At 71.7% G+C, this 21,388-nt stretch carries 18 protein-coding genes and 1 tRNA gene; 8 read left to right on the top strand and 11 right to left on the bottom strand.

Annotated features, from left to right (window positions below; genetic code table 11):
- The 3 genes from FKN01_RS23720 to FKN01_RS23710 are packed head-to-tail and all read left to right on the top strand — an operon-like array spanning window position 1 to window position 4,794.
- Window positions 1-948 (top strand): ABC transporter permease, encoded by a 948-nt coding sequence (locus FKN01_RS23720; RefSeq protein WP_143623848.1) that lies wholly within the window; start codon window positions 1-3, stop codon window positions 946-948.
- Complete coding sequence (locus FKN01_RS23715) at window positions 945-3,071, top strand: ABC transporter ATP-binding protein (protein ID WP_143623846.1); 2,127 nt, start codon at window positions 945-947, stop codon at window positions 3,069-3,071. The genes FKN01_RS23720 and FKN01_RS23715 overlap by 4 nt, the downstream gene beginning before the upstream one ends.
- A gap of 25 nt (window positions 3,072-3,096) precedes the next feature.
- A complete protein-coding gene (locus FKN01_RS23710; RefSeq protein WP_260696996.1) occupies window positions 3,097-4,794 on the top strand; it encodes an ABC transporter family substrate-binding protein in 1,698 nt (565 codons plus the stop codon).
- A gap of 186 nt (window positions 4,795-4,980) precedes the next feature.
- On the opposite strand, the gene FKN01_RS23705 is transcribed toward FKN01_RS23710, so the two are convergent.
- Both FKN01_RS23705 and FKN01_RS23700 read right to left on the bottom strand, forming a co-directional pair.
- Window positions 4,981-5,054, bottom strand: a tRNA-Pro gene (locus FKN01_RS23705).
- Between the two features lie 50 nt (window positions 5,055-5,104).
- Window positions 5,105-7,726 (bottom strand): AAA family ATPase, encoded by a 2,622-nt coding sequence (locus tag FKN01_RS23700; protein WP_143623844.1) that lies wholly within the window; start codon window positions 7,724-7,726, stop codon window positions 5,105-5,107.
- Window positions 7,727-7,836: 110 nt separating this feature from the next.
- On the opposite strand from FKN01_RS23700, the gene FKN01_RS23695 reads away from it, so the two are divergent.
- Window positions 7,837-8,331 (top strand): DUF309 domain-containing protein, encoded by a 495-nt coding sequence (locus FKN01_RS23695; RefSeq protein WP_143623842.1) that lies wholly within the window; start codon window positions 7,837-7,839, stop codon window positions 8,329-8,331.
- Between the two features lie 79 nt (window positions 8,332-8,410).
- The gene (locus FKN01_RS23690) at window positions 8,411-8,782 is read left to right on the top strand and encodes a hypothetical protein (RefSeq protein WP_143623840.1); all 372 of its coding nucleotides are present in this window, start codon (window positions 8,411-8,413) and stop codon (window positions 8,780-8,782) included.
- 52 nt (window positions 8,783-8,834) lie between these two features.
- Here the strand turns inward: FKN01_RS23690 and FKN01_RS23685 are convergent, their stop codons facing one another.
- The 7 genes from FKN01_RS23685 to FKN01_RS23655 all read right to left on the bottom strand — a co-directional run bounded on the left by FKN01_RS23685 (window position 8,835) and on the right by FKN01_RS23655 (window position 14,781).
- Window positions 8,835-9,602 (bottom strand): sulfite exporter TauE/SafE family protein, encoded by a 768-nt coding sequence (locus FKN01_RS23685; protein ID WP_143623839.1) that lies wholly within the window; start codon window positions 9,600-9,602, stop codon window positions 8,835-8,837.
- Window positions 9,603-9,639: 37 nt separating this feature from the next.
- A complete protein-coding gene (locus FKN01_RS23680) occupies window positions 9,640-10,272 on the bottom strand; it encodes an LUD domain-containing protein (protein ID WP_143623837.1) in 633 nt (210 codons plus the stop codon).
- Entirely contained in the window at window positions 10,269-11,807 is a 1,539-nt protein-coding gene (locus tag FKN01_RS23675) for a LutB/LldF family L-lactate oxidation iron-sulfur protein (protein WP_143623835.1), read from the bottom strand. Before FKN01_RS23675 ends, FKN01_RS23680 begins: the two co-directional genes overlap by 4 nt.
- Window positions 11,804-12,571 carry a (Fe-S)-binding protein gene (locus FKN01_RS23670; protein WP_143623833.1) on the bottom strand — a complete coding sequence of 256 codons (768 nt, stop codon included), beginning with the start codon at window positions 12,569-12,571 and terminating at the stop codon, window positions 11,804-11,806. The genes FKN01_RS23675 and FKN01_RS23670 overlap by 4 nt, the downstream gene beginning before the upstream one ends.
- A 168-nt stretch (window positions 12,572-12,739) precedes the next feature.
- Window positions 12,740-13,474: a FadR/GntR family transcriptional regulator gene (locus FKN01_RS23665; RefSeq protein ID WP_143623831.1), complete on the bottom strand. Its 735-nt coding sequence runs from the start codon at window positions 13,472-13,474 to the stop codon at window positions 12,740-12,742.
- 114 nt (window positions 13,475-13,588) lie between these two features.
- Window positions 13,589-14,008: a DUF4440 domain-containing protein gene (locus tag FKN01_RS23660; protein ID WP_143623829.1), complete on the bottom strand. Its 420-nt coding sequence runs from the start codon at window positions 14,006-14,008 to the stop codon at window positions 13,589-13,591.
- Between the two features lie 32 nt (window positions 14,009-14,040).
- Window positions 14,041-14,781, bottom strand: coding sequence for a class I SAM-dependent methyltransferase (locus FKN01_RS23655; protein WP_143623827.1), 741 nt, complete (start codon window positions 14,779-14,781; stop codon window positions 14,041-14,043).
- A gap of 175 nt (window positions 14,782-14,956) precedes the next feature.
- On the opposite strand from FKN01_RS23655, the gene FKN01_RS23650 reads away from it, so the two are divergent.
- The 3 genes from FKN01_RS23650 to fusA all read left to right on the top strand — a co-directional run bounded on the left by FKN01_RS23650 (window position 14,957) and on the right by fusA (window position 18,661).
- A complete protein-coding gene (locus FKN01_RS23650; protein WP_143623825.1) occupies window positions 14,957-15,883 on the top strand; it encodes a DUF2510 domain-containing protein in 927 nt (308 codons plus the stop codon).
- Window positions 15,884-15,986: 103 nt separating this feature from the next.
- Window positions 15,987-16,286 (top strand): hypothetical protein, encoded by a 300-nt coding sequence (locus tag FKN01_RS23645; protein ID WP_143623823.1) that lies wholly within the window; start codon window positions 15,987-15,989, stop codon window positions 16,284-16,286.
- Window positions 16,287-16,588: 302 nt separating this feature from the next.
- On the top strand, window positions 16,589-18,661 hold the full coding sequence (gene fusA, locus FKN01_RS23640) for an elongation factor G (protein ID WP_143623821.1): 2,073 nt from the start codon (window positions 16,589-16,591) through the stop codon (window positions 18,659-18,661).
- Window positions 18,662-18,711: 50 nt separating this feature from the next.
- On the opposite strand, the gene FKN01_RS23635 is transcribed toward fusA, so the two are convergent.
- Entirely contained in the window at window positions 18,712-20,157 is a 1,446-nt protein-coding gene (locus FKN01_RS23635) for a glyceraldehyde-3-phosphate dehydrogenase (protein WP_143623819.1), read from the bottom strand.
- Window positions 20,158-20,237: 80 nt separating this feature from the next.
- Window positions 20,238-21,227 carry a Gfo/Idh/MocA family oxidoreductase gene (locus FKN01_RS23630; protein WP_143623817.1) on the bottom strand — a complete coding sequence of 330 codons (990 nt, stop codon included), beginning with the start codon at window positions 21,225-21,227 and terminating at the stop codon, window positions 20,238-20,240.
- Window positions 21,228-21,388: the final 161 nt, after the last annotated feature.

The following is a 21,388-nucleotide window of genomic DNA, read 5'->3' as shown; positions in this document are numbered from 1 at the left end:
GTGGCCATCAACATGCCCGGCGCCGGAACCGCCCCCGAAGAGGCCCCGGAGATCGCCGAAGTACTGGAGCCCGGCGCGACCGGCGGCAAGCGCCTCTCCCCGACCAGGCTCTACGTGCGCCGCTTCGCGCGCAACAAGCCCGCGCTCGGCGGACTCGTCCTGTTCGTCCTGCTGGTGCTCTTCTCGGTGTTCGGCCGGTTCCTGACCGACTGGAACTACGAGGAGGCGGACTTCACCGCGCTCTCCGTCGAACCCGGGGTCGGCGGCCATCTCCTGGGCACCAACGGCGCGGGGAACGACGTCTACGCCCAGCTCGTGCACGGCCTCGGCAGGTCCCTGATCATCGCCGTCGCGGTGTCGCTCATGACGACCGCCATCGCCGGCCTGTTCGGTACCACCGCCGCCTACTTCGGCGGCAAGATCGAACGGGCGATGCTCGGCTTCGTGCACTTCCTCCTCATCCTGCCGTCGTTCCTCATCATCGCGCTGGTCGGCACGCACTACCGCGGTGAGTGGCAGGTTCTGGTCGTGGTCCTCACGCTGTTCGGCTGGATGCTGACCGCCCGGGTGATCTGGTCCCTGGCGACGTCCCTGCGGGAGCGCGAGTACGTGATGGCGGCCCGCTTCATGGGCGTCAGCGCGATCCGGACCATCGTCCGCCACCTGGTGCCCAACATCGGGTCCCTGCTGATCGTGACGTTCACCCTCGGTGTCGCCTCGACCGTGCAGTCGGAAACGGCACTCTCCTTCGTCGGGTTCGGCGTCAAGCAGCCCGATGTCTCACTCGGTTCCATGCTCGCCGACGGACAGAACACCCTGTCCACCGCACCCTGGCTGTTCTACCTTCCGGCGGCCCTGGTGGTCCTGCTCACCGTGGCCATGGCACTCATCGGTGACGGTCTGCGCGATGCCCTGGACCCCACATCGCAGTCTGGAGGCCGCGCATGATCGAGCAGCGCGCAGTCACGACCGAGCCCGGAACACAGCGGGCCCTGCTGTCCGTGCGTGACCTGAAGGTGGCCTTCCCCTCGGAGTCCGGCCGGGTGGACGCCGTACGCGGTGTCTCCTTCGACCTGCACCGCGGCAAGACCCTCGGCATCGTCGGCGAGTCGGGTTCCGGCAAGTCCGTCACCTCGATGGCCGTCATGGGGCTGCTTCCCGAATACGCCTCGGTCAGCGGCGAGATCATGCTCGACGGGAAGAACCTCCTCGACCTGGACGACCGCCGGATGTCCAAGGTCCGCGGCCGGCAGATCGGCATGATCTTCCAGGACCCGCTCTCGTCGCTCACCCCGATCTTCAGCATCGGGGCGCAGATCGTCGAGTCCCTCCAGATCCACCAGGACATCTCGCCGGCAGCCGCCTGGAAGCGCGCCGTCGAACTGCTGGACCTCGTCGGCATCCCCAACCCGGACCGCCGCGCCAAGGCGTTCCCGCACGAGTTCTCCGGCGGTATGCGGCAGCGGGCCGTGATCGCCATGGCCATCGCGAACGACCCCGACCTGATCATCGCGGACGAGCCGACGACCGCCCTGGACGTCACCGTGCAGGCGCAGATCCTCGACGTCCTCAAGACGGCCCAGCGCGAGACCGGCGCCGCGGTCATCATGATCACCCATGACCTCGGAGTGGTGGCCGGCTCCGCCGACGACGTCATGGTGATGTACGCCGGCCGTCCGGTCGAGCGCGCCGGGGTGGACGAGCTCTTCGCGCAGCCCCGGATGCCGTACACCATCGGCCTCATGGGCGCGATCCCCCGCCTGGACGACCGCGACCGGGAGGCCCTGACGCCGGTTCCGGGCACTCCCCCTCTGCTGGTGGACCTGCCCGACGCCTGTCCCTTCGCGGCGCGCTGCCCCGCGGTCGAGGACGCCTGCCGGGAGACCGAGCCGCCGCTGCTGACGATCGCAGGCAGCGGCACCGGTGAAGGCCACTCGGCCGCCTGCCGGCGTGCCGGCGAGATCGCGGACGGCGCCATCGGCGGCGAGCCGATCTTCCCCGTCCCGCCCGCCCGGGAGGCCCGGGTCGCGGACGTCCCGCGCGAGGACCGGCCCAAGGTGCTGGAGCTCTCCGGGGTCACCAAGACCTTCCCGCTCACCAAGGGCGGTCTGCTCAAGCGCAGGGTGGGCACGGTCTTCGCCGTCAACGGCATCGACCTGGACATCCGCGAGGGCGAGACGCTCGGCCTGGTCGGCGAGTCGGGATGCGGGAAGACCACCACCCTGCTGGAGATCATGGGGATGAAGCCGCCCGAGCAGGGCAGCGTCTCCATCTGCGGCCAGGACACGGCCGGGCTGAAGCGGAAGCAGGACGTCAACGCCGTCCGTCGCAACATCCAGATGGTGTTCCAGGACCCCATGGGCGCGCTGGACCCCCGCATGACGGTCTTCGACATCCTCGCGGAACCGCTCCGCGCGAGCGGCGAGCGCGACAAGAAGGTGCTCACCGCCAAGGTGGCGGAGCTCATGGAGCTGGTGGGGCTCGACCCCGAGCACCGCGACCGCTTCCCCTCCGCCTTCTCCGGCGGTCAGCGGCAGCGCATCGGCATCGCGCGGGCGCTCTCCACCAAGCCCCAGCTGCTGGTGCTCGACGAGCCGGTCTCGGCGCTCGACGTGTCGGTGCAGGCGGGTGTCATCAACCTGCTCAACGACCTGAAGGCCGAGCTGGGCCTGTCCTATCTCTTCGTCGCCCACGACCTGTCGGTGGTGTGTCACATCTCCGACCGGGTGGCGGTGATGTATCTGGGCCGGATCGTCGAGATCGGGACCACCGACGCCGTCTTCGACAACCCCAGGCACCCCTACACCAAGGCGCTCCTCTCCGCGATCCCGCTGCCCGACCCGGTGGCCGAGCGCACCCGGGAACGCGTTCTGCTGGAGGGCGACCTTCCCAGCCCCACCGACGAGACGCCGGGCTGCCGGTTCGTCTCCCGGTGCCCGCTCCACAAGACCTTGTCGGAGCCCCAGAAGGAGCGGTGCCGCGGGGTCACTCCCCTGCTCACCGACAGGGGCGACCCCGACCACCGCGACGCGTGCCACTTCGCGGACACGACCACGTCTACCGACAACTGACAAAGCCAGAAAGGCCCATGCCGTCATGAGAAAGATCTCCCTGAGCCTGGTGGCGCTCGCCGCCGCCTCGTCCCTCGTCCTCTCCGGATGCGGCAGCGACTCCGACGACTCCAAGGCGCCGAAGTCCAAGGGCGCCACCTCGGAGAAGGAAATCCTGACCTCGTACAACCCCCAGCCCGCGAGCAACCTGAAGCAGGGGGGCAAACTGACCCTCCCCATCGTCGAGATCCCCGACCAGCTCAACCCGCTGAACGGCGACGGTTCGCTCTACACGGGCAAGATCGCCTGGTTCTACCAGCCGGTGCTGTCCTTCAACGACCCGAAGGGCAACATCACCTTCAACAAGGACTACCTCACCGACGTCAAGCAGGAGACGGTGGGCGGCAACACCCAGGTCACGTACACCATCAATCCCAAGGCCAAGTGGAACGACGGCCAGGAGATGGACTGGACGATGTTCCGGGACACCTGGAACGCGCAGAACGGGAAGAACAAGGACTACGTCGTCGGGTCGACCGACGGCTACTCCAGCATCACCTCGGTGAAGAAGGGCAAGGACGCCAAGCAGGCGGTCGTCACCTTCAAGGGCACCTTCGTCTACTGGAAGTCCCTCTTCTACCTGGTCGTCAACCCGCACATCGCCAAGGCCGAGGACTTCAACAAGGCGTACGTGAGCAAGCCGCACGCCGAGTGGGGTGCCGGGCCGTACACCATCTCCAAGTTCGACGCCAAGGGCGGCACCGTCACCTACAAGCCCAACCCCAACTGGTGGGGCGAGAAGCCGCACCTGGACGAGTTCACCTTCGTCCAGATGGAGGAGAGCGCCAGCGTCAACGCCTTCAAGAACGGGCAGATCGACGCGGTGGAGGTGAAGGCGGCCGAGCAGCTCAACCAGGTGAAGTCGGTGCAGGGCACCGAACTCCGCCGCGGCACGACCCCCTCCAACAACCTGCTCGTCTTCAACAGCACCTCGCCGCAGCTGAAGGACGTCAAGGTCCGGAAGGCCCTGATGGAGGGCATCGACCGCGCCCAGCTCGCGAAGGTCACCTTCCAGGGCATGGGCTACACGGAGCCGCTGCCGGGCTCCTTCAACCTCTACCCCTTCCAGAAGGGGTACCAGGACAACTTCGGCAAGCTCGTGAAGTTCGACCCCGAGCAGGCGAAGAAGGACCTGGACGCCGCGGGCTGGAAGGCCGGCTCGGACGGTGTCCGCGCCAAGGACGGCAAGAAGCTGGAGCTGACCTTCCCGACCATCGGTGACCGGTCCACCACCAAGGCCCGCGCCACCGCCATGGCCCAGATGCTGAAGAACATCGGCGTCAAGCTGAACATCGAGGCGCACCCCTCCGCCGACTTCAACAAGGTGTTCACCAAGCGCGCCTTCGACATCTTCGGCATGGGCTTCATCTCCAGCGACCCGAACGGCATGCTCTACATCTGCCAGATGTACTGCTCCGACTCGACGCTGAACGTCTCGCGCTCGGTCCCGGCCAGCATGGACGAGGAGACCAAGGCCGTCACCAACCTGCCGACCCTGGACGAGCAGATCAAGGCCGGCAACGAGGTCGAGCTGAAGGCCATGGAGACCTACGGCATCATGCCGACCCACAACGGCCCCACCATCTGGGCCGTCAAGAAGGGGCTCGCCAACTACGGTGCGGCCCAGTTCTACGGCCACTACGGCATCATCGGCGCCCCCGAGCTCGTCGGCTGGCAGAAGTAAGTCCTTCCCGGGGTTCCGCGACACCGACGCGGAACCCCGGGGGACCCGGCCTCAGCGCCGTATCCATGACACTGCCCGGCAAGCCGAGCGAGGCTTGCCGGGCAGTGTCATGTCCGTTCACGGGTCCACGGAAAACGATCAAGGGGAGGTCCGAAGGACCTCCCCTTGATCTACGACTGTCTCCAGTCGGGACGACAGGATTTGAACCTGCGACCCCTTGACCCCCAGTCAAGTGCGCTACCAAGCTGCGCCACGTCCCGCTGCCACTGCTTCGGTCTGGCCGAGTGGTGGCTGCAGGGAAAACATTACCTCACTCGGTGGACCGGATCGACGCACGGGCCTGCTGAGCGCGGGCGGCCAGTCCTTCCGCGCCGCAGGCGGTGGCCAGTTTGTGGGCGCGGGCCAGTTCGCGGGGCGAGCGGATGGCGATGCCGTAGTCGACGAGCGCCTGGGCGAACTCGTACCCGGAGGGTGACGCCTCCAGGTGGCGGACCGCCTCGCCGAGGAGGTGTACGGATTCCTCCGGTGGTGCGAAGAGGGCCACGCAGCGCAGGGCCTCGCCGATGGCGGTCTCCGTGCCGAACCGCTCCGCGTGGACCCGGGCGGTGTTGGCGAGCTGGGCGGCGCGGTCCGGGTCCTCGTCGGCCAGGTCGCCGGCCCACGGGCCCCAGATGCCGTTGAACCTGCCGCGCGGTTCCAGCGCGCGGCCCGCCGCCTCCAGCTCGGTCACCGCTTCCTTCATACGGCCTTCGGCCAGCAGCAGGCGGCCCCGGACGCACGGGGCGTCCGGCAGCACCATGGCGCTCGGGTACGGCAGGCCGAACTCGTACTGGTCGGCGACCGTGCGGGCCTCGGGGACCTTGCCCCGGGCGAGCAGGGTGTCGATGAGCAGGCAGGCCGCGTCCCAGTGGACGGGGAGCCCGCTGCCGACGCGGTCCGCGAGCCGCAGCCCCTCGCGCAGGAAGACCTCCGCCTCGGCGAGACGCCCCCGGCGGCGGTGGACCAGGCCGAGCAGGGTGTGCGCGAAGGCCAGGTGGGCGCCGCTCCAGCCGGAGATCTCGAAGGCCCGGACCGCCTCGCCGAACAGCTCCTCGGCACGGTCGAGCCGGTCCGTGAAGGCGAAGGTGATCCCGACCATGGCGGGGAGCTCGAAGCCCCACTCGGAGTCCGTCCAGCCGAGTCCGCGCGCGGGGTGGCCGTCCACGAGGGCGCGCTCGCAGAAGTCGACGATGATCTCGGCGTTCTCGCCGCGCAGCATGCCGTCGAAGGCGCGGAGGGTGAGCAGGGCGCGTTCGGCGTTGTCCCGGCCGGTGAGGTGGTCGGCGTTGGCGGCGAGCCGGCGCGAGCGGCCGGGGCCGTCCTCCTCGGTGGCCTGCATGCCCTCCCAGAGGAAGTGGGCGGCCTGGAGCCGCATCAGGCCGGGACCCGGTGCCGTGCGCTCGGCCTCGGCCGCCAGGGCCAGGGCCGCCTCCTTGAGCTGGTTGTTGTGGGAGAGCGCGGCGGCGAGCCGGAACGTGGCGTCCACCCGCAGTTCGTCCACGAGGCCGGGCATGTCCAGGGCGGCCCGCAGATGCTGCACCGTGGTGGCCGGGGAGCTGAGCAGCGTCGCGCAGCCCAGCTCGTACAGCAGGGTGGCGCGCACGTCGGGGCGCGGCGGCTCTTCGAGCGCGCGCTCCAGGCAGCGCCGGGCGGCCTCGGGGGCGCCGACGGCGAGGTGCTGCTTCGCGGCGGCCCGCAGCTGCTCCACGAGTTCCTGGTCGTCGTCCGGGTGGACTTCGAGCAGATGGCGGGAGGCCGCGGCGGGGCCGAGTCCGGCGTTGGTGATCGCCCAGGCGGCACGCCCGTGCATGGCGGTGCGGGTGGCCGGCGGGATCGAGCGGTAGATGGCGGAGGCGATCAGCGGGTGCACGAACTCCAGCGGGTCGAAGCCGCTGACGATACGGGCCTCCCGCAGCCGGGCGGTGCAGTCCGCGGCCTCGGCCGGGCTCATCCCGGCCAGTCGCGCGGCGAGGTCCTGGGAGATGTCGGTGCCGAGGACGGCGGCCGCCCAGGCGAACCGGTTGGCGTTGGTGCCGAGTCGTTCGAGGCGGGCGACGAGGCCGCTGCCCCGGGCGGAGGCGCCGAGTTCGCGCAGCAGCCCGGCGGACTCCTCCAGCGGGACCAGCTCCTTGTCCTGGACCTTGGCGACGAGCTCGACCGCCTCGTACGGGTTGCCGCCGGTGACCGCCCAGACCTCACGGCAGAACGGGTCGTCGGCGTGCTCGCCGAGGGTGGAGCGGACCAGCTCGGCGGTGGCGTCCGGGGTGAGGGCGCGCAGGGCGACCCGGATCTGCGCGGGGTGGCCGTCCGCCGCGTTGCGCGCGGCCTCCCGGGCGGCGAGCTCCTCGGGGCGGTGGGCCTGCACGACCAGCACGCGCAGGTCGCCGAGGCGGGCGGTGAACGAGGAGAGCCAGGCCAGGGACTCGCCGTCCGCCCAGTGGGCGTCGTCGATGACGAGGAGCAGCGGGCGGTGGCTGAGCCGGGAGGCGAGCCGCTTCACGACGTAGTCGAGGCCGTCGCGCACGCCCTGCGGATCGGGCTGCGGGCCGGTGGGCTCGGCCAGCCCCAGAGCCGGGGCGGCGCTGTCGAACCAGGGGCCGAACAGGGCCCGCATGTCGTCGGGCGGGAACTGGACCAGGGCCGGCTGGAGCAGCTGCCGTACGACGTGGAACGGCACCGAGGTGACCGTCTCACCGCCGCGTGCCGACCAGATCGTGCACCGGTCCGCCGCCATGGCCTGGATCTCCTCCAGGAGCGCGGTCTTGCCGATGCCTGCCTCGCCGCTGTAGATCAGCAGCCCGCCGGTGGCCTGTGCCCCGCAGAGCGCGTCGATGGCTTGTGCGGCAGTGGCGAGTTCCGGTTCGCGCTCATAAAGCGGCCGGGACGGCTTCATGCCTACCCTCCCCCAAAGTGGTGACCATGGTGGTCGAGCCTAGTCGCGCTCGGGGCCCCGCGGACAGTGGTTCGGAGAGTTCGCCGCAGGTGCGGGGCACAATCGGGGGCGTGAACGAGACACACAGGGACCGGGACTCCGAGGGACGGGCGCACAACGCGCGCCCCCGTGACGGGCTGGGCCGCCCGCTGCCGTACGGGACACCGGGGGTGGAACGCCAGCCGGAGGGTGTCGAACGCACCGCCGGTGAGACCGTCCGCGAGGCGCAGCGGCTGCTGGACGCGGGCATGCCGTTCCACGCGCACGAGGTCTTCGAGGACGCGTGGAAGGCGGGCCCGGACGCGGAACGGGAGTTGTGGCGCGGGCTCGCCCAGCTGGCCGTGGGCCTGACCCATGCCGCCCGGGGCAACGCGACGGGCGGGGCGCGGCTGCTGCGGCGCGGCGCGGCTGCGCTGGAGGCGTACGGGGCCGGTGAGGCGCACGGGATGGGGCTCGGGGGGCTCACCGGCTGGGCCCGGGAGCTGGCGGTGCGGGTGGAGCGCACGGGCGCGGGTCCGGTGGACGCGGCGGCGGAGGCACCGAGGCTGCGGGCGGGCCGCCCGTGAGGCACAACTCGGCCGGGTTTCGACGGTGTTGCTTGACACCGGCGGACCGGCCGGGGTGGAAGCACTACGATCCCGCGTCATGAGCACTTCTGACCAGGACCGGGCCGCGGACGCCCCGATAGCCGAGGACACCGCCGGGGATGTGACGGACGAACCCGCGGACGGCCTCGGGGACGGCGGGGACACCGGCGCGCGCCGGCTGACCCCGCGGCAGGCGAGACGGCTGCGCATCGTGCTCTCCTGCGCCGGCATGGCGGCGATGGCGGTGGTGCTCGGGCTGCGGCTCGCGAGCCGCGCGTCCGTCCTGGTGGTCGGGGTGTACGGGCTGGCGCTGATCCTCTGCGGGATCGTGATCGAGCTGAGCCGGAACGGGCGTACGAGGCTGGGGAGTTGGCTGCTGGCGGTCGGGCTGGTGGCCGCGATCGGTTCGGACTGGCTGCTGATTCCCTGAGCCGGGCGCCGGCACGCGGCGGCGTGTCCGCGGGGCCGTCGGCGTACGGCCGTCAGCTCAGGAGGAGTTGGAGGCCGCCGGCGACGGTGGCGGCCAGGACCACGCGCTCGAAGAGCCGCTGGTCGATGCGGTCCACGCAACTGCGGCCGGCCCAGGCGCCCGGGAGCACGAACAGCAGCAGGCAGGCGTCCAGGAGCAGGGAGTGCCCGTCGATCAGCCCGAGGCCCACGCTGAAGGGCACCTTCGAGGTGTTGACGATCAGGAAGAACCACGCCGAGGTGCCGAGGAAGCCCAGTTTCCGGAATCCGGCCGAGAGGAGATAGAGCGACATGACCGGGCCGCCCGCGTTGGCGACCATGGTCGTGAAACCGCCGAGCACCCCGTACGAACGTGCCTTGAGCCGTTCACCGGCGGTTGGCGGCCCGTCCTCCGCGCCGGGTTCCGCGCCGGACTCCGCGCGGCGGCGGCGCCAGACGGTGACGCCGGCCATGAAGACCAGGATCGCGCCGATCGAGGTCCGCACGGTGGCGTCGTCGGCCCACATCATGAACAGGGTGCCCGCCGCCACGCCCACCGCGACGGCCGGGAAGAGCCGCAGCAGGGTCGGCCAGTGCGCGTGGCGCCGGTAGACGAGGACGGCGAGCACATCGCCGGCGATCAGGATCGGGAGCAGCACCCCGGTGGACTCGCGGGCGGGGAGGACCGCCGCGAAGACCGCGAGGCTGATCGTGTTGGCCCCGCTGACGGCCGTCTTGGAGAAGCCGACGAGAGCGGAGGCCGCGGCCAGTGCCGCCAGTTGCCAGAGAGTAAGTGTGTCCATGCCAGGCAGGAAGCGTAATCCCGCCCGGCATGATCACCTAGACGTCCGTACGGATCACCACCGCGAGGGTGCGCGGGCCGTGGACGCCCTCGACCCGCTCCAGCTCGATGTCGGAGGTGGCGGAGGGCCCGCTGATCAGCGTGGTCGGGCGTTCCGGCACCAGCCGGGCCACCGCCTCCGGGACGCCCACCTCGACGGCCGACAGGTCGACCACGCACACATGGAGGTCGGGCACCAGGGACAGCGCCCGCCGCCCCTGGTCCGGCGAGCCGTCCAGAAAGATGGTGCCGGTCTCGGCGCAGCCGGCGGCGGACGCGGTGACGACACCGTCGAGGGCGTCCAGGCGCGGCGCCGGGATGTCCGCGGAGTCCTCCTGGACCTCCCCGTCGTACGCGGCCAGCCACCCGGTGTCGAGCCCCGGGGGCACACCGACGCGCTCGGCGCCCCGGTCCCGCAGCACCTCGGCGATCACCTCGGCGGTGCGGTCGGCGGTGCAGGGGTGGACCTGCGCCTTGTAGTCGACCAGCCGGTCGGTGAAGAGGGCGAGGCGTTCCTCGTCGGGGAGGGTGCGTCCGGTGCGGTAGCCGCGCGGGACGGAGGTCTCGCCGACGGGGGCGAGGGCGAGCGCGTCCCGGACGCGGCCGAGCACGGTCTCACGGGCGGTCGTCATGCGCCGTCCTCCTGCTGCTGGTTGCGGGTGTGCTCGGCGGACGCCTCGCGCATGGCCGCCGCGCCCTCGGCCGAGGCGAGCCAGGCGCGGAAGGTCTGCTTCGGCGGGGCGGGGGTGTCGCGGCTGTCGCTCCAGCCGCTGAGCGGGGGGGGCAGCGCCGGGAGCTTCCCGTCCCGGGCCAGGGCGCGGCCGAGCCGGGACGCCTTCTGCGCGGCGGTGTACACCTTGGGTCTGCTCATCACCGCGCCCGCCGCCTTCATGGCCAGCTTCTCGGCGGTGGTGCCGGACCGCTCGGTGTGCTGGTGGCGCAGCTCGACCAGCAGTGAGGGGATGTCGATCTTGACGGGGCAGGCGTCGAAGCAGGCCCCGCAGAGACTTGAGGCGTACGGCAGCGAGCTGTTCGGGTCGCCCTTGACCGCGTCCATGCCGGCGAGCTGCGGGGTGAGGACCGCGCCGATCGGCCCGGGGTAGGTCGAGCCGTAGGCGTGCCCGCCGGCGCGTTCGTACACCGGGCAGACGTTGAGGCAGGCGGAGCAGCGGATGCAGTTCAGCGCCTCGCGGCCGATGCGGTCCGCGAGGGCGGCGGTGCGGCCGTTGTCGAGGAGGACCAGATGGAAGGTCCGCGGTCCGTCGCCGGGGGTGACGCCGGTCCACATCGAGGTGTACGGGTTCATCCGCTCGCCCGTGGAGGAGCGCGGCAGGAGCTGGAGGAAGACCTCCAGGTCCCGGTAGCGCGGAAGGACCTTCTCGATGCCCATGACGGTGATCAGTGTGTCGGGGAGGGTCAGGCACATGCGGCCGTTGCCCTCGGATTCGACGACGGAGAGGGTGCCGGTCTCGGCGATGCCGAAGTTGGCCCCGGAGACGGCCACCTTGGTGGTCATGAACTTCTCGCGCAGATAGGCGCGGGCGGCGGCGGCCAGATGTGCGGGGACGTTGTCCAGGGCCGGGTCGACGCCGGGGATCTCCTTGAGGAAGATCTGCCGGATCTCGTCCCGGTTGCGGTGGATGGCGGGGACGAGGATGTGCGAGGGCTTGTCGTGGGCGAGTTGGACGATGAGTTCGGCGAGGTCGGTCTCGTGGGCGGTGATGCCGAGGGATTCCAGGTGTTCGTTGAGGCCGATTTCCTGGGTGGCCATCGACTTGACCTTGATGACCTCGTCGCTGCCCGTCTCCCGGACCAGCCGGGCGACGATCTCGTTGGCCTCGACGCCGTCGCGTGCCCAGTGGACGGTGCCGCCGCGTGCCGTGACGTTGCGTTCCAGCTCTTCCAGGAGTTCGGGGAGCCGGTTCATGGTGTCGGTCTTGATGGCCGCGCCGGCGTCGCGCAGCTCCTCCCAGTCGGGCAGTTCGCCGGTGACGTGCAGACGTTTGGCCCGGATGGTGTGGGTGGCGCGGCCGAGGTTGCGGCGCAGCTGCTCGTTGCGCAGCTCGTCGTGGGCGGCGGCGGGGAACTTCCGGTCGCCGCGAAGGTTGCCCGTGCCGTACGGGGAGCGGGGCGGTGTCGCGGGCATGCCGAGAAAGGTTGCGCTCATCGGGCGGCCTCCGTCAGGACGTGCGGCGAGGTGCGGGTGGAGGAGAGGATCTGGGCGAGGTGCAGGGTGCGCGTTCCGGACTTGATACGGGAGAGCCCGCCGCCGATGTGCATCAGGCAGGAGGAGTCGCCGGCGGTGCACACATCGGCTCCGGTGGCGGTGACGTTGCGCATCTTGTCCTGGAGCATCGCCGTCGAGGTGTCGGCGTTCTTCACGGCGAAGGTGCCGCCGAACCCGCAGCAGGCGTCGGCCTCGTCCAGCTCGACCAGGTCGATCGCCTCGACGGCGCGCAGCAGCCGCAGCGGCTTGTCGCCGACCCTGAGCATGCGCAGCGAGTGGCAGGTGGGGTGGTACGTCACCCGGTGCGGGAAGTACGCGCCGACGTCGGTCACGCCCAGCACGTCCACCAGGAGTTCGGACAGCTCGTACGTCTTCGCCCTGACCGTGGCGACGCCCGCGCGCAGCGCCGCGTCCCCGTACCGCTCGGCGACGATCTGGTGCTGGTGGCGGACCGATCCGGCGCAGGAACCCGAGGGCATGACGACGGCCTCGATGGAGCCGTCGCCGAACTGGGCGGCGAAGTCGCGCACCAGCGGAACGGGCTCGCGCTGATAGCCGGTGTTGACGTGCATCTGGCCGCAACAGGTCTGGCCGGGCGGGAACACCACCTCGTGGCCGAGCCGGGCCAGCAGCAGCGCGGTGGATCGCACCGCCTCGGGGAAGAGTGTGTCTCCCAGACAGGTGGCGAAGAGTCCGATGCGCATGGGTCTCCCGATCATGGCTCTGAGGGCGGGCGCCGCGCGTCGCCGCTTATGGTCCGACCATACTACGCTCATGCCTAGGGCCTGTCTGGGGACTCCGCGGGTACGCGAAAGAGCCGCAGCGCGGACCCCGGATGCGGGCGTCGGCGCGGCGGCTCTTCGGCGTACGGGTCAGGCGTCGGCGACCGGGGCGTCCACCAGGGTGCCGTGCAGCCCCCTGATGTGGGTCTCGACCAGGTCCGCGGCCCGCGCCCCGTCACCCGCGCGGACCAGCCGCAGCAGCTCGGCGTGGTCCGCGTTGAGTGCGGCGGCGGTGGCCGGCCAGTCGGGCTCCGCCTCCAGTGCGCGCAGGATCAGCGGCCGGACGGACTCGCGGACGGCGGAGGTGAGCGTCGAGGTCAGCGCGTTGCCCGAGCTGCGGGCGATCCGGACGTGGAACCGGGTGTCCAGGTCGTTGAACTCGGGCACCCCGACACCCGGCGCCGCCATGCGCGCGACCAGGTCCCCGGCCTCGTCCAGATCGGCCGCCGCCGCGTGCGCCGCGGCCGCTTCAAAACTGGACCGCTCCAGCACGACCCGGGCCTCCAGCATGTCCCCCAGGCTGTAGCTGCCGAGGGCGAAGTGGAGCCGGAGCAGCCGGCCGAGCGCGTCGTCGGGGTTGCGGACGATGCGGGCGCCCGCGTCCGGCCCCCGGCCCGGCTGGGCGACCAGCACGCCGATGGTCTCCAGCACCCGCAGCGCCTCGCGGAGCGCCGACCGGCTCACCCCCAGGACGGGGGCGAGTTCCCGTTCGGGCGGCAGGCGGTCACCGGCCTTCAGGTCGCCGGCGCACACCCGCTGCTCGATGCTCTGGAGCACCAGTTCGTGTGTGCGCGACTGCCGTACGGGCTCCCAGTCGACGGGCATGGGCCATCCTCTGTTCCGGTCGGAACATCCCACTATGTCACACACGGTGTGTGGTCGGACCACAGACGGAGGCACCGCCGGTCGGTACGTCACGCCGGCGCGCGGCGGTCGCGTCTACGCGGCGCCGCCGGGGGTGTCCGCCGGATTCCCGGCGGCGGCCCGCGCGGGACCTGCCGGGGTGCCCTGGTGGAAGTACATCCGCCACTGCTCACCGGTCCTGCGCCACAGCGAACTGCGCCTGTACAGCCGGCCGTCCCGCTCGGTGACGTACGTCAGGTGGACCAGGTCCGGGGCGAGCAGGGTGCCGGAGAGCTCGGAGACGTCCGGGCCGGGGCCGCCCTCCTCGACGGCGGAGGTGACGGCCAGAATCGAGGCGCGGTCGTAGCGGCGTCCGGACGCGCCGAACTCGGTGAACTCCGGGTCGAGGAGTTCCGTCACCGCCTCGGGCGACGCCCGTACCGCCGGGTCGAGCAGCCGCAGTTCGCCCGCCATGGCGGCCCGTACGGCCCGCCCCTCCTCGTCGCTGGGTTTCATGCGGCCCGACTCTACGTCGGCGGCGCGCGCCGTCAGACCAGGACCAGCAGGTCCATCCAGCTCACGGCGGGCCGGTCCGGTTCCTGCTCGGCCGCCGTACGCAGCCGGCGCATCCCGCGCTCGAACTCGTCGTCGCCGAGGCCGCGCAGCTTCGCGTCGGCGTCCCGTCTGATCCGGTCGGCGAAGGCGGCGAGGCTCGGCGCGCTCTCCTGCGGGACCGCGTGCAGGGCGACGCGGGTGAATCCGGCCCCGGCGAACGCGGCGCACGTCTGCTCCACCGTCGGGTAGCCGTCCACGATGCGCTCGGCACCGGGGAAGAACCGCACCCGCAGGTCCCGGGCGCACCGGCCGGGGAACGAGTTGCGGATGAGCACGGGGGCGCCGGGCTTCAGGGCCCTGCGCAACTCCCGTGCGGCGGCGGGCAGATCGTCGATGTGGTGGACGACCGAGCCCAGCCAGGCCGCGTCCGCGCAGCCGTCCGGCACCGGCAGCGCCTCGGCCCGCCCGTCCAGCGCCTCGATCAGTCCGGTCCGGGGGATCAACTCCCGCAGGGCGGCGGACGGTTCGACGGCCAGGACCCGGACGCCGAACCAGTCGCCGAAGGCGGAGGCGAAGGAGCCGGTGCCTGCGCCCACGTCCAGGAGGGTGTCGCCCGGTGCGAGTTCCACCTCGGCGGCGACGGCCGCGCGCCAGGCGGTCAGTCCGTCGCGCGGTATCTCCCGGGCAAGGCGGTAGTCCTCGGCGAAACGACGGTCGGGGGCGGTCGCTTCCATGGGGCCCTCACTTCTGGGCGCGGTCAGGCCGGTCCGCCGCGCCTCGTCGGCGGATGCTAGTGACACCCCCTCCACTTGTCTAGACCAAGGAGGGAAGCAGATGCGGGCGGCCGGCCGGTGAGAAGCGTCCACCCGGTTCATAGGATTCTCAGGCAGTCCGGTTACGGTGTCGGGCGTGACCCAGACGAGCCCGCCCGGCTGGCATCCAGACCCCGGGTATTCAGGATTTGGCCCCCGCTACGAGCGCTGGTGGGACGGCACCCAGTGGACCGACCATCTGCGCGTACCGCCGGCGGCCGTCCGCAGCCGACGGATACGCATCGGGGCGGGCATCACCGCCGCGGTGGTGGTGCTCGCCGCGATCGGGGGCGGCGTCTACCTGCTGACGGACGACTCCGACGGCAAGAGCGACACCGCCGCCACCGCCCCGTCCGGCTCCCCCTCCCCCGGACCCGCCCGGCAGCGCGGCGGCGGCAGCGGCGGCGGCGGCGGCGGCGGAAACGGTGACGGGCGCGGCGACGGCGGCAACGGCGGCGGAAGCGAGTCCCCGGAGCAGGGTCAGCCGCAGATCGAGGACGGTTACGCGACGGACCTGGCCAGCGGCATCAGCATCCCGGTCCTCGACGGCTGGGAGGGCGAGTCGGGCATGGGCGCCGGGGTGACCACCGGGTCCTACACCTGCCCCGGTGACACCGAGCAGAAGTGCGTGCGCGGCGGGATCTTCTCCGCCCCGGCCGAGGCGCTGGAGCTGACCACCAAGACCGCGAAGGCCACCGCCGAGAAGGACATCGAGGCCAACGCGAACGACTCCTACGGCGAGGAGATCTACGGCGGCATCACCTCGCACGAGGAGCTGAAGTCCGAGGCGGTCACGGTGGCCGGGCAGCAGGGCTACCGGGTGCGCTGGAAGGTGGTGACGAAGAACGGCGACGACGGCTACGTCGAGTCCCTGGCGTTCCCGTCCCCGCTGGCCAAGGACATGCTGGTGGTGGTCCGCTCCGGCTTCGACATCAACAGCAAGGCGCCCTCGCTGTCCGTCCTGGACAAGATCACCAAGGGCATCAAGGCGGCGTCGGGCGGGGGCTCCGGCACCAACGCGTGAGCCCGCGCCGGGGCATACCGTACGGCCCGGGTGAGTATCCGGGCCGTACGGTCTGAGTACGTCCGCCGATCCCGTACCGGGGCGCCGCCGGTGAACTGGTGTCATGGCTCCCGACCCGCAGCGCCTCCGTATCCGGCACGTCACCAGTGCCGGGACCGCTCTGGCCCTCTCGCTCGCCCCGCTCGTCATCGGCGTGCTGTTCGCGCGCACGATGGCCCTGGACCCGCACACCCCGGTGAACGCCCTGATCACCCGGGGCGGCCGGGGCGTGGGCCCGTCGCCCGCCGAGTGGCGCGGCTGCGGCCGGAGCGCCCTGCGCCGGTGCCGTGCGGCGGTCCGGCCGCCGGGCGGTCTCACCCGGCGGCCGGAAAACCGGTTCCCCCGCCCGGCACGCCTTCCCTAGACTCGCCGTACACCGCGCGCCGGCCGTCCGCCGGCGCGTCCGCCGTGACCGTTGAGGGGAGACCGCCGTGCGCCACCGCACCGCCGCCGTCGTCCCCCCGTCGCGGTTCGAGGTGATCCTGGTGTCTCGCGCCGCCCGGCGCCGGCTGCGCGGCCGGCCCCGGACCCCGTGACGAACACCCGGGCCCCACAGTTCTTCTGACACCCAGTCATTCCGGCGGGCCTCGCAGGCCCGCGTCCGGGCCGCTTCGTCCGGGGGTATCGCGCCGTCTTCTTCCGGCTCATCCCGAAAGGCCACCGGCCGTGCGTACCCACCAGCACCTCTCCCCCGTCACCGCTCTCACCACCGTCCGCAACCTGGGCATCCTCGCCCACGTCGACGCCGGCAAGACCACCGTGACGGAGCGCATCCTCTACACCACCGGCACCACTCACAAGCGCGGTGAGGTCCATGACGGCACGACCATCACGGACTTCGACTCCCAGGAACGCGACCGGGGCATCACCATCTTCGCCGCGGCCGTCAGCTGCGCCTGGGACGGTCACCGGATCAACCTGATCGACACCCCCGGGCACGTCGACTTCGCCGACGAGGTCGAGCGTGCGCTGCGGGTGCTCGACGGCGCGATCGCGGTGTTCGACGCGGTCGCCGGGGTGGAACCGCAGAGCGAGTCGGTGTGGCACCAGGCGGACCGGCACTCGGTCCCGCGCATCGCCTTCGTCAACAAGCTGGACCGGGCCGGCGCGGACCTGGACACCGCGGTCGCCTCCATCCGGAACCGGCTGCACACGGTCCCGCTCGTGGTGCAGCTGCCCATCGGGGCCGAGGACGCCTTCCGCGGGGTGGTCGACCTGGTGCGCATGCGCGCCCTGGTGTGGGCGGACGGCGCCGACGCGTACGAGGAGGGCGAGGTGCCCGCCGAACTGCGCGAGGAGGCCGCCCGGCGCCGGCGGCTGCTGGAGGAGGCGGTGGCGGAGCTGCATCCGGCGGCCCTGGAGGAGTTCTGCGTACGCTCCGCGCTCTCGGACGAGACGCTGACCGGGGCGCTGCGGGATCTGACGCGGACCGGTGAGGGGGTCGTGGTGCTGTGCGGTTCGGCGTACCGCAACCGGGGTGTCGAACCGTTGCTGGAGGCGGTCGTCGCGTACCTGCCCTCCCCGCTCGACGTGCCGCCGGTACGCGGCGTGCTCGACGGGAGGGAGCAGGAGCGGACCGCCGATCCCCGGGGGCCGTTCGCCGCGCTGGCGTTCAAGGTGAACGCGACCCCGACGGGCCGGCTGACGTATCTGCGCGTGTACTCGGGAACGGTCCGGAAGGGGGAGACGGTGCTGGACGCGACCACCCGGCGAAGTGAGCGCGTCGGACGTGTCCTGCGGGTCCAGGCGGACCGCCATGTGGACGTGGACGCGGCGGTGGCCGGGGACATCGTCGCGGTCATCGGCCCGAAGGCCGTCCGCCCCGGTGCCACGCTGTGCGCGCCCGGCGCCCCGCTCGTCCTGGAACCGCCCGCGGTGGCCGACCCGGTCGTGTCCGTGGCGGTGGAGGCGCGGCGGAGCACGGACACCGAGCGGCTGATGGCCGCCCTGGTCCGGCTGGCCGAGGAGGACCCGTCGCTCGTGGTGCGTACGGACGCGGAGACGGGCCAGACGGTGCTGTCGGGCATGGGCGAGCTGCATCTGGAGGTGGCCGCGGAGAAGATCCGCCGCGACCACGGTCTGGACGTCAGGGTCGGCCGGCCGCAGGTCGCGCACCGGGAGACGCTGGTACGCGGGGTGTCCGGGCTGGTCTACCGGCACGTCAAACAGGACGGCGGGGCCGGGCAGTTCGCGCACGTCGTCATCGACGTCGAACCGCTGGCGGCGGGGGAGGGCGAGGATGCGGCGGAGTTCGCGTTCGGTTCGTCGGTCGTCGGCGGCCGGGTGCCCCAGGAGTATGTGCGGGCGGTCGAGGCGGGCTGCCGGGACGCGCTGGCCGAGGGGCCGCTCGGCGGGCATCCGGTGACCGGGGTGCGGGTGACGCTGACCGACGGCGCGACGCATCCCAAGGACTCCTCGGAGATGGCGTTCCGCACGGCGGGGCGGTTCGCGCTGCGGGAGGCCCTGCGGGCGAGCGCGATGGTGCTGCTGGAGCCGGTGGTCGAGGTGACGGTCACAGTGCCCGGTGACGCGGTCGGCGGAGTGCTGGGCGACCTGGCCGCCCGGCGCGGCCGGGTCTCCGGCTCGACCACGCGGGGCGGCGCGTCGGTGGTCACGGCGACGGTGCCGCTGGCCGAGCTGTTCGGTTACGCGACGCGGCTGCGCAGCCGTACGCAGGGCCGGGGGACGTTCACCACCCGGGCCACGGGATACGCGCCCGCGCCGGTTGTCCCGGCCTGACGGAAGGGTCCCGCCCGCCCCATCGGCGGGCGGGCGGGACCCGTCGTGCGTCAGGCGACCGGCACGGGATACGTGGGGTACTCGACGCCGGAGACGTACTGCACGACCCGGATGACCTGGCACGAGTAGCCGAACTCGTTGTCGTACCAGAGGTAGAGGATCGCGTTGTCGCCGTCGACCTGGGTGGGGCCGGCGTCGACGATGGAGGCGTGGCGTGAGCCGATGAAGTCGCTGGACACCGCGTCGGGGGCGGTCGTGAAGTCGATCTGCCGCTTGAGCGGGGAGGTGAGCGAGACCTCTCGGAGGTGGTCGAGGACCTCGGTGCGGGTGGTCTCGCGGCCCAGCTTCAGGCTGAGGATGGCGATCGAGACGTCCGGAACGGGGACGCGGATCGAGCTGCCCGTGATGGTCGCCTTGAGGTCGGGCAGCGCCTTCGCGACGGCGGAGGCGGCGCCCGTCTCGGTGATGACCATGTTGAGCGGCGCGGAGCGGCCACGGCGGTCGGAGCCGTGGTAGTTGTCCAGCAGGTTCTGGTCGTTGGTGAAGGAGTGGATGGTCTCCACGTGTCCGCGCAGGACGCCGTACTCGTCGGCCATCGCCTTCAGCGGCGGCACGATGGCGTTGGTGGTGCAGGAGGCGCAGGAGATGATCTGCTCGTCCGGCTTGATCATGTCGTGGTTGACGCCGTGCACGACGTTGAGGACGTCGCCCTTGCCGGGGGCGGTGAGCACGACCTTGGCGATGCCGGGGCGCAGGTGCTTGGACAGGCCCTCGCGGTCGCGCCACTTGCCGGTGTTGTCGATGAGGATGGCGTCGTGGATGCCGTGGACGGTGTAGTCGACGGCGGTCGGGTCGTCGGAGTAGATGACCTGGATCTCGTTGCCGTTGGCGATGATCCGGTCGTTGGCCTCGTCCACGGTGATCGTGCCCTGGAACTGGCCGTGGATGGAGTCGCGGCGCAGCAGCGAGGCGCGCTTGACGATGTCCTGGCCCGCTCCCTTGCGGACCACGATGGCGCGCAGCCGCAGGCCGTTGCCTGAGCCGGCCTTCTCGATGAGCAGCCGGGCGAGCAGGCGGCCGATGCGGCCGAAGCCGTAGAGGACGACGTCGCGCGCCTCGCGGCGCTCGATCTTGTTGTCCCCGGTGGCGCCGGCGACGGCCTCCGCGGTGAACTCGGCCGCGCTGAGGCCGCGGTCGTCGGCCTTGTGGGTGGCGGCGAGCATGCCGATGTCGATCTGGGAGGGGCCCAGGTCGAGGGTGGTGAGGGCCTGGAGGAAGGGCAGGGTCTCGGTGACCGAGAGCTCCGCGCCGTCGATCTGCCGGGCGAATCGGTGGGTCTTGAGGATGCTCACCACCGATTTGTTCACCAGCGAGCGGCTGTGCAGGAGGACGGTGACGTCCCGCTCGCGGTGCAGCTTGCCGATGATCGGAATCATCGATTCCGCGATCTCCTCGCGGTTCTTCCAGTTGGTGAACGCGTCGTCATTGACAGTCACAGGTTTATCTTTCGAGCTAGGCGGCGCTCATATGGTAACCAGACGTTCGTTCGGCACCTCACCCCGGCCCGCCTCCGCCCTCACCGCCCCACGCGCACCGGCCGGCCCGTGCGCCGCGAGCGGTCGGCGGCCTCCGCGACCAACAGCGCGGCCAGGGCGTCGGCCCCGGTGCAGGGGCTGGGCCGGAGCCCGGCCGCGACCTCGGTGAAGGCCGCCATCTCGGCGACGTACGCGTCGTGGAAGCGGCTGAGGAACCCGTCGTACGGGGCGGCTCCGGGCGGCGGCCCGCCGGCGGTGGTCCGCAGGGGCGCGCGGTCGCCGTACCCGGTGGCCAGCGTGGACCGCGATCCGGCGAGTTCCATGCGCGCGTCGTATCCAGCGCCGTTGTAGCGGGTGGCCGTGCAGCTGACGAGGGTGCCGTCGTCGAGCGTGAGGACGGCGACCGCGGTATCGACGTCTCCGGCAGCCGCGAAGGCGGCGTCGCCCCGGTTGGCCCCGGTGGCGCCGACCTCCACGACCTCGCGGCCGGTGACCCAGCGGACGCTGTCGAAGTCGTGCACGGCGCAGTCCCGGAAGATGCCGCCGGACAGCGGCAGATATCCGGCCGGCGGGGGCGCCGGGTCCGCGGTGCACGCCCGCACGGTGTGCAGCCAGCCCAGCTCCCCGGCGGCGACCGCGTCGCGCAGGGCGGTGTACCCGGCGTCGAAGCGGCGCTGGAAGCCGACCTGGAGCGGCACCCCGGAGCCGGCGATGTCGGCCAGCAGGGCGCGGGTGGCTTCGAGGCCGGCGGCGACCGGCTTCTCGCAGAAGACGGGCACCCCGGCGGCGACCGCCGCGCGGATGAGCGTGTCGTGGACGGCGGTGGGGGCGGCGATCACGACCCCGTCCAGGCCGGAGCCGAGCAGCGCGTCCAGGCCGTCCGCCCAGTCGGCGCCCAGCTTCCCGGCCAGCTCGCGGGCCTGCTGCTCGACGGCGTCGTGCAGGACGAGGCGGTCGACGGCGGGCAGGGCGGCGAGGGTGGCGGCGTGGAAGGCGCCGATGCGGCCCGTTCCGATGAGTCCGATGCGCATGCGCGGGTGCCTCCGGGGCGGATGGGGGCCGGCTGGCCGACGCTCCTGATCTTCGTCTTTGTATCGTCGCCGATCACAGCCGGTCAAGTATTTGTTCTGACATATATACGTACTGAGCTGGAAGCGGGCTTACGGCATACTTGAGTACGTGGCACGACGTT

The sequence above is a fragment of the Streptomyces sp. 130 genome (assembly GCF_007096885.1).
Classification (GTDB): domain Bacteria; phylum Actinomycetota; class Actinomycetes; order Streptomycetales; family Streptomycetaceae; genus Streptomyces.
The sequence above is the reverse complement of the archived record's forward strand: the minus strand, read 5'-3'. Positions and strand labels throughout refer to the sequence as shown.

Bases quoted from the DNA above. Each gene is read 5' to 3' on its own strand.
- FKN01_RS23715 (WP_143623846.1), top strand. From the start codon at position 945: ATGATCGAGCAGCGCGCAGTCACGACCGAGCCCGGAACACAGCGGGCC.
- FKN01_RS23710 (WP_260696996.1), top strand. From the start codon at position 3,097: ATGAGAAAGATCTCCCTGAGCCTGGTGGCGCTCGCCGCCGCCTCGTCC.
- FKN01_RS23700 (WP_143623844.1), bottom strand. From the start codon at position 7,726: ATGAAGCCGTCCCGGCCGCTTTATGAGCGCGAACCGGAACTCGCCACT.
- FKN01_RS23690 (WP_143623840.1), top strand. From the start codon at position 8,411: ATGAGCACTTCTGACCAGGACCGGGCCGCGGACGCCCCGATAGCCGAG.
- FKN01_RS23685 (WP_143623839.1), bottom strand. From the start codon at position 9,602: ATGGACACACTTACTCTCTGGCAACTGGCGGCACTGGCCGCGGCCTCC.
- FKN01_RS23680 (WP_143623837.1), bottom strand. From the start codon at position 10,272: ATGACGACCGCCCGTGAGACCGTGCTCGGCCGCGTCCGGGACGCGCTC.
- FKN01_RS23675 (WP_143623835.1), bottom strand. From the start codon at position 11,807: ATGAGCGCAACCTTTCTCGGCATGCCCGCGACACCGCCCCGCTCCCCG.
- FKN01_RS23670 (WP_143623833.1), bottom strand. From the start codon at position 12,571: ATGCGCATCGGACTCTTCGCCACCTGTCTGGGAGACACACTCTTCCCC.
- FKN01_RS23665 (WP_143623831.1), bottom strand. From the start codon at position 13,474: ATGCCCGTCGACTGGGAGCCCGTACGGCAGTCGCGCACACACGAACTG.
- FKN01_RS23660 (WP_143623829.1), bottom strand. From the start codon at position 14,008: ATGAAACCCAGCGACGAGGAGGGGCGGGCCGTACGGGCCGCCATGGCG.
- FKN01_RS23655 (WP_143623827.1), bottom strand. From the start codon at position 14,781: ATGGAAGCGACCGCCCCCGACCGTCGTTTCGCCGAGGACTACCGCCTT.
- FKN01_RS23645 (WP_143623823.1), top strand. From the start codon at position 15,987: ATGGCTCCCGACCCGCAGCGCCTCCGTATCCGGCACGTCACCAGTGCC.
- FKN01_RS23630 (WP_143623817.1), bottom strand. From the start codon at position 21,227: ATGCGCATCGGACTCATCGGAACGGGCCGCATCGGCGCCTTCCACGCC.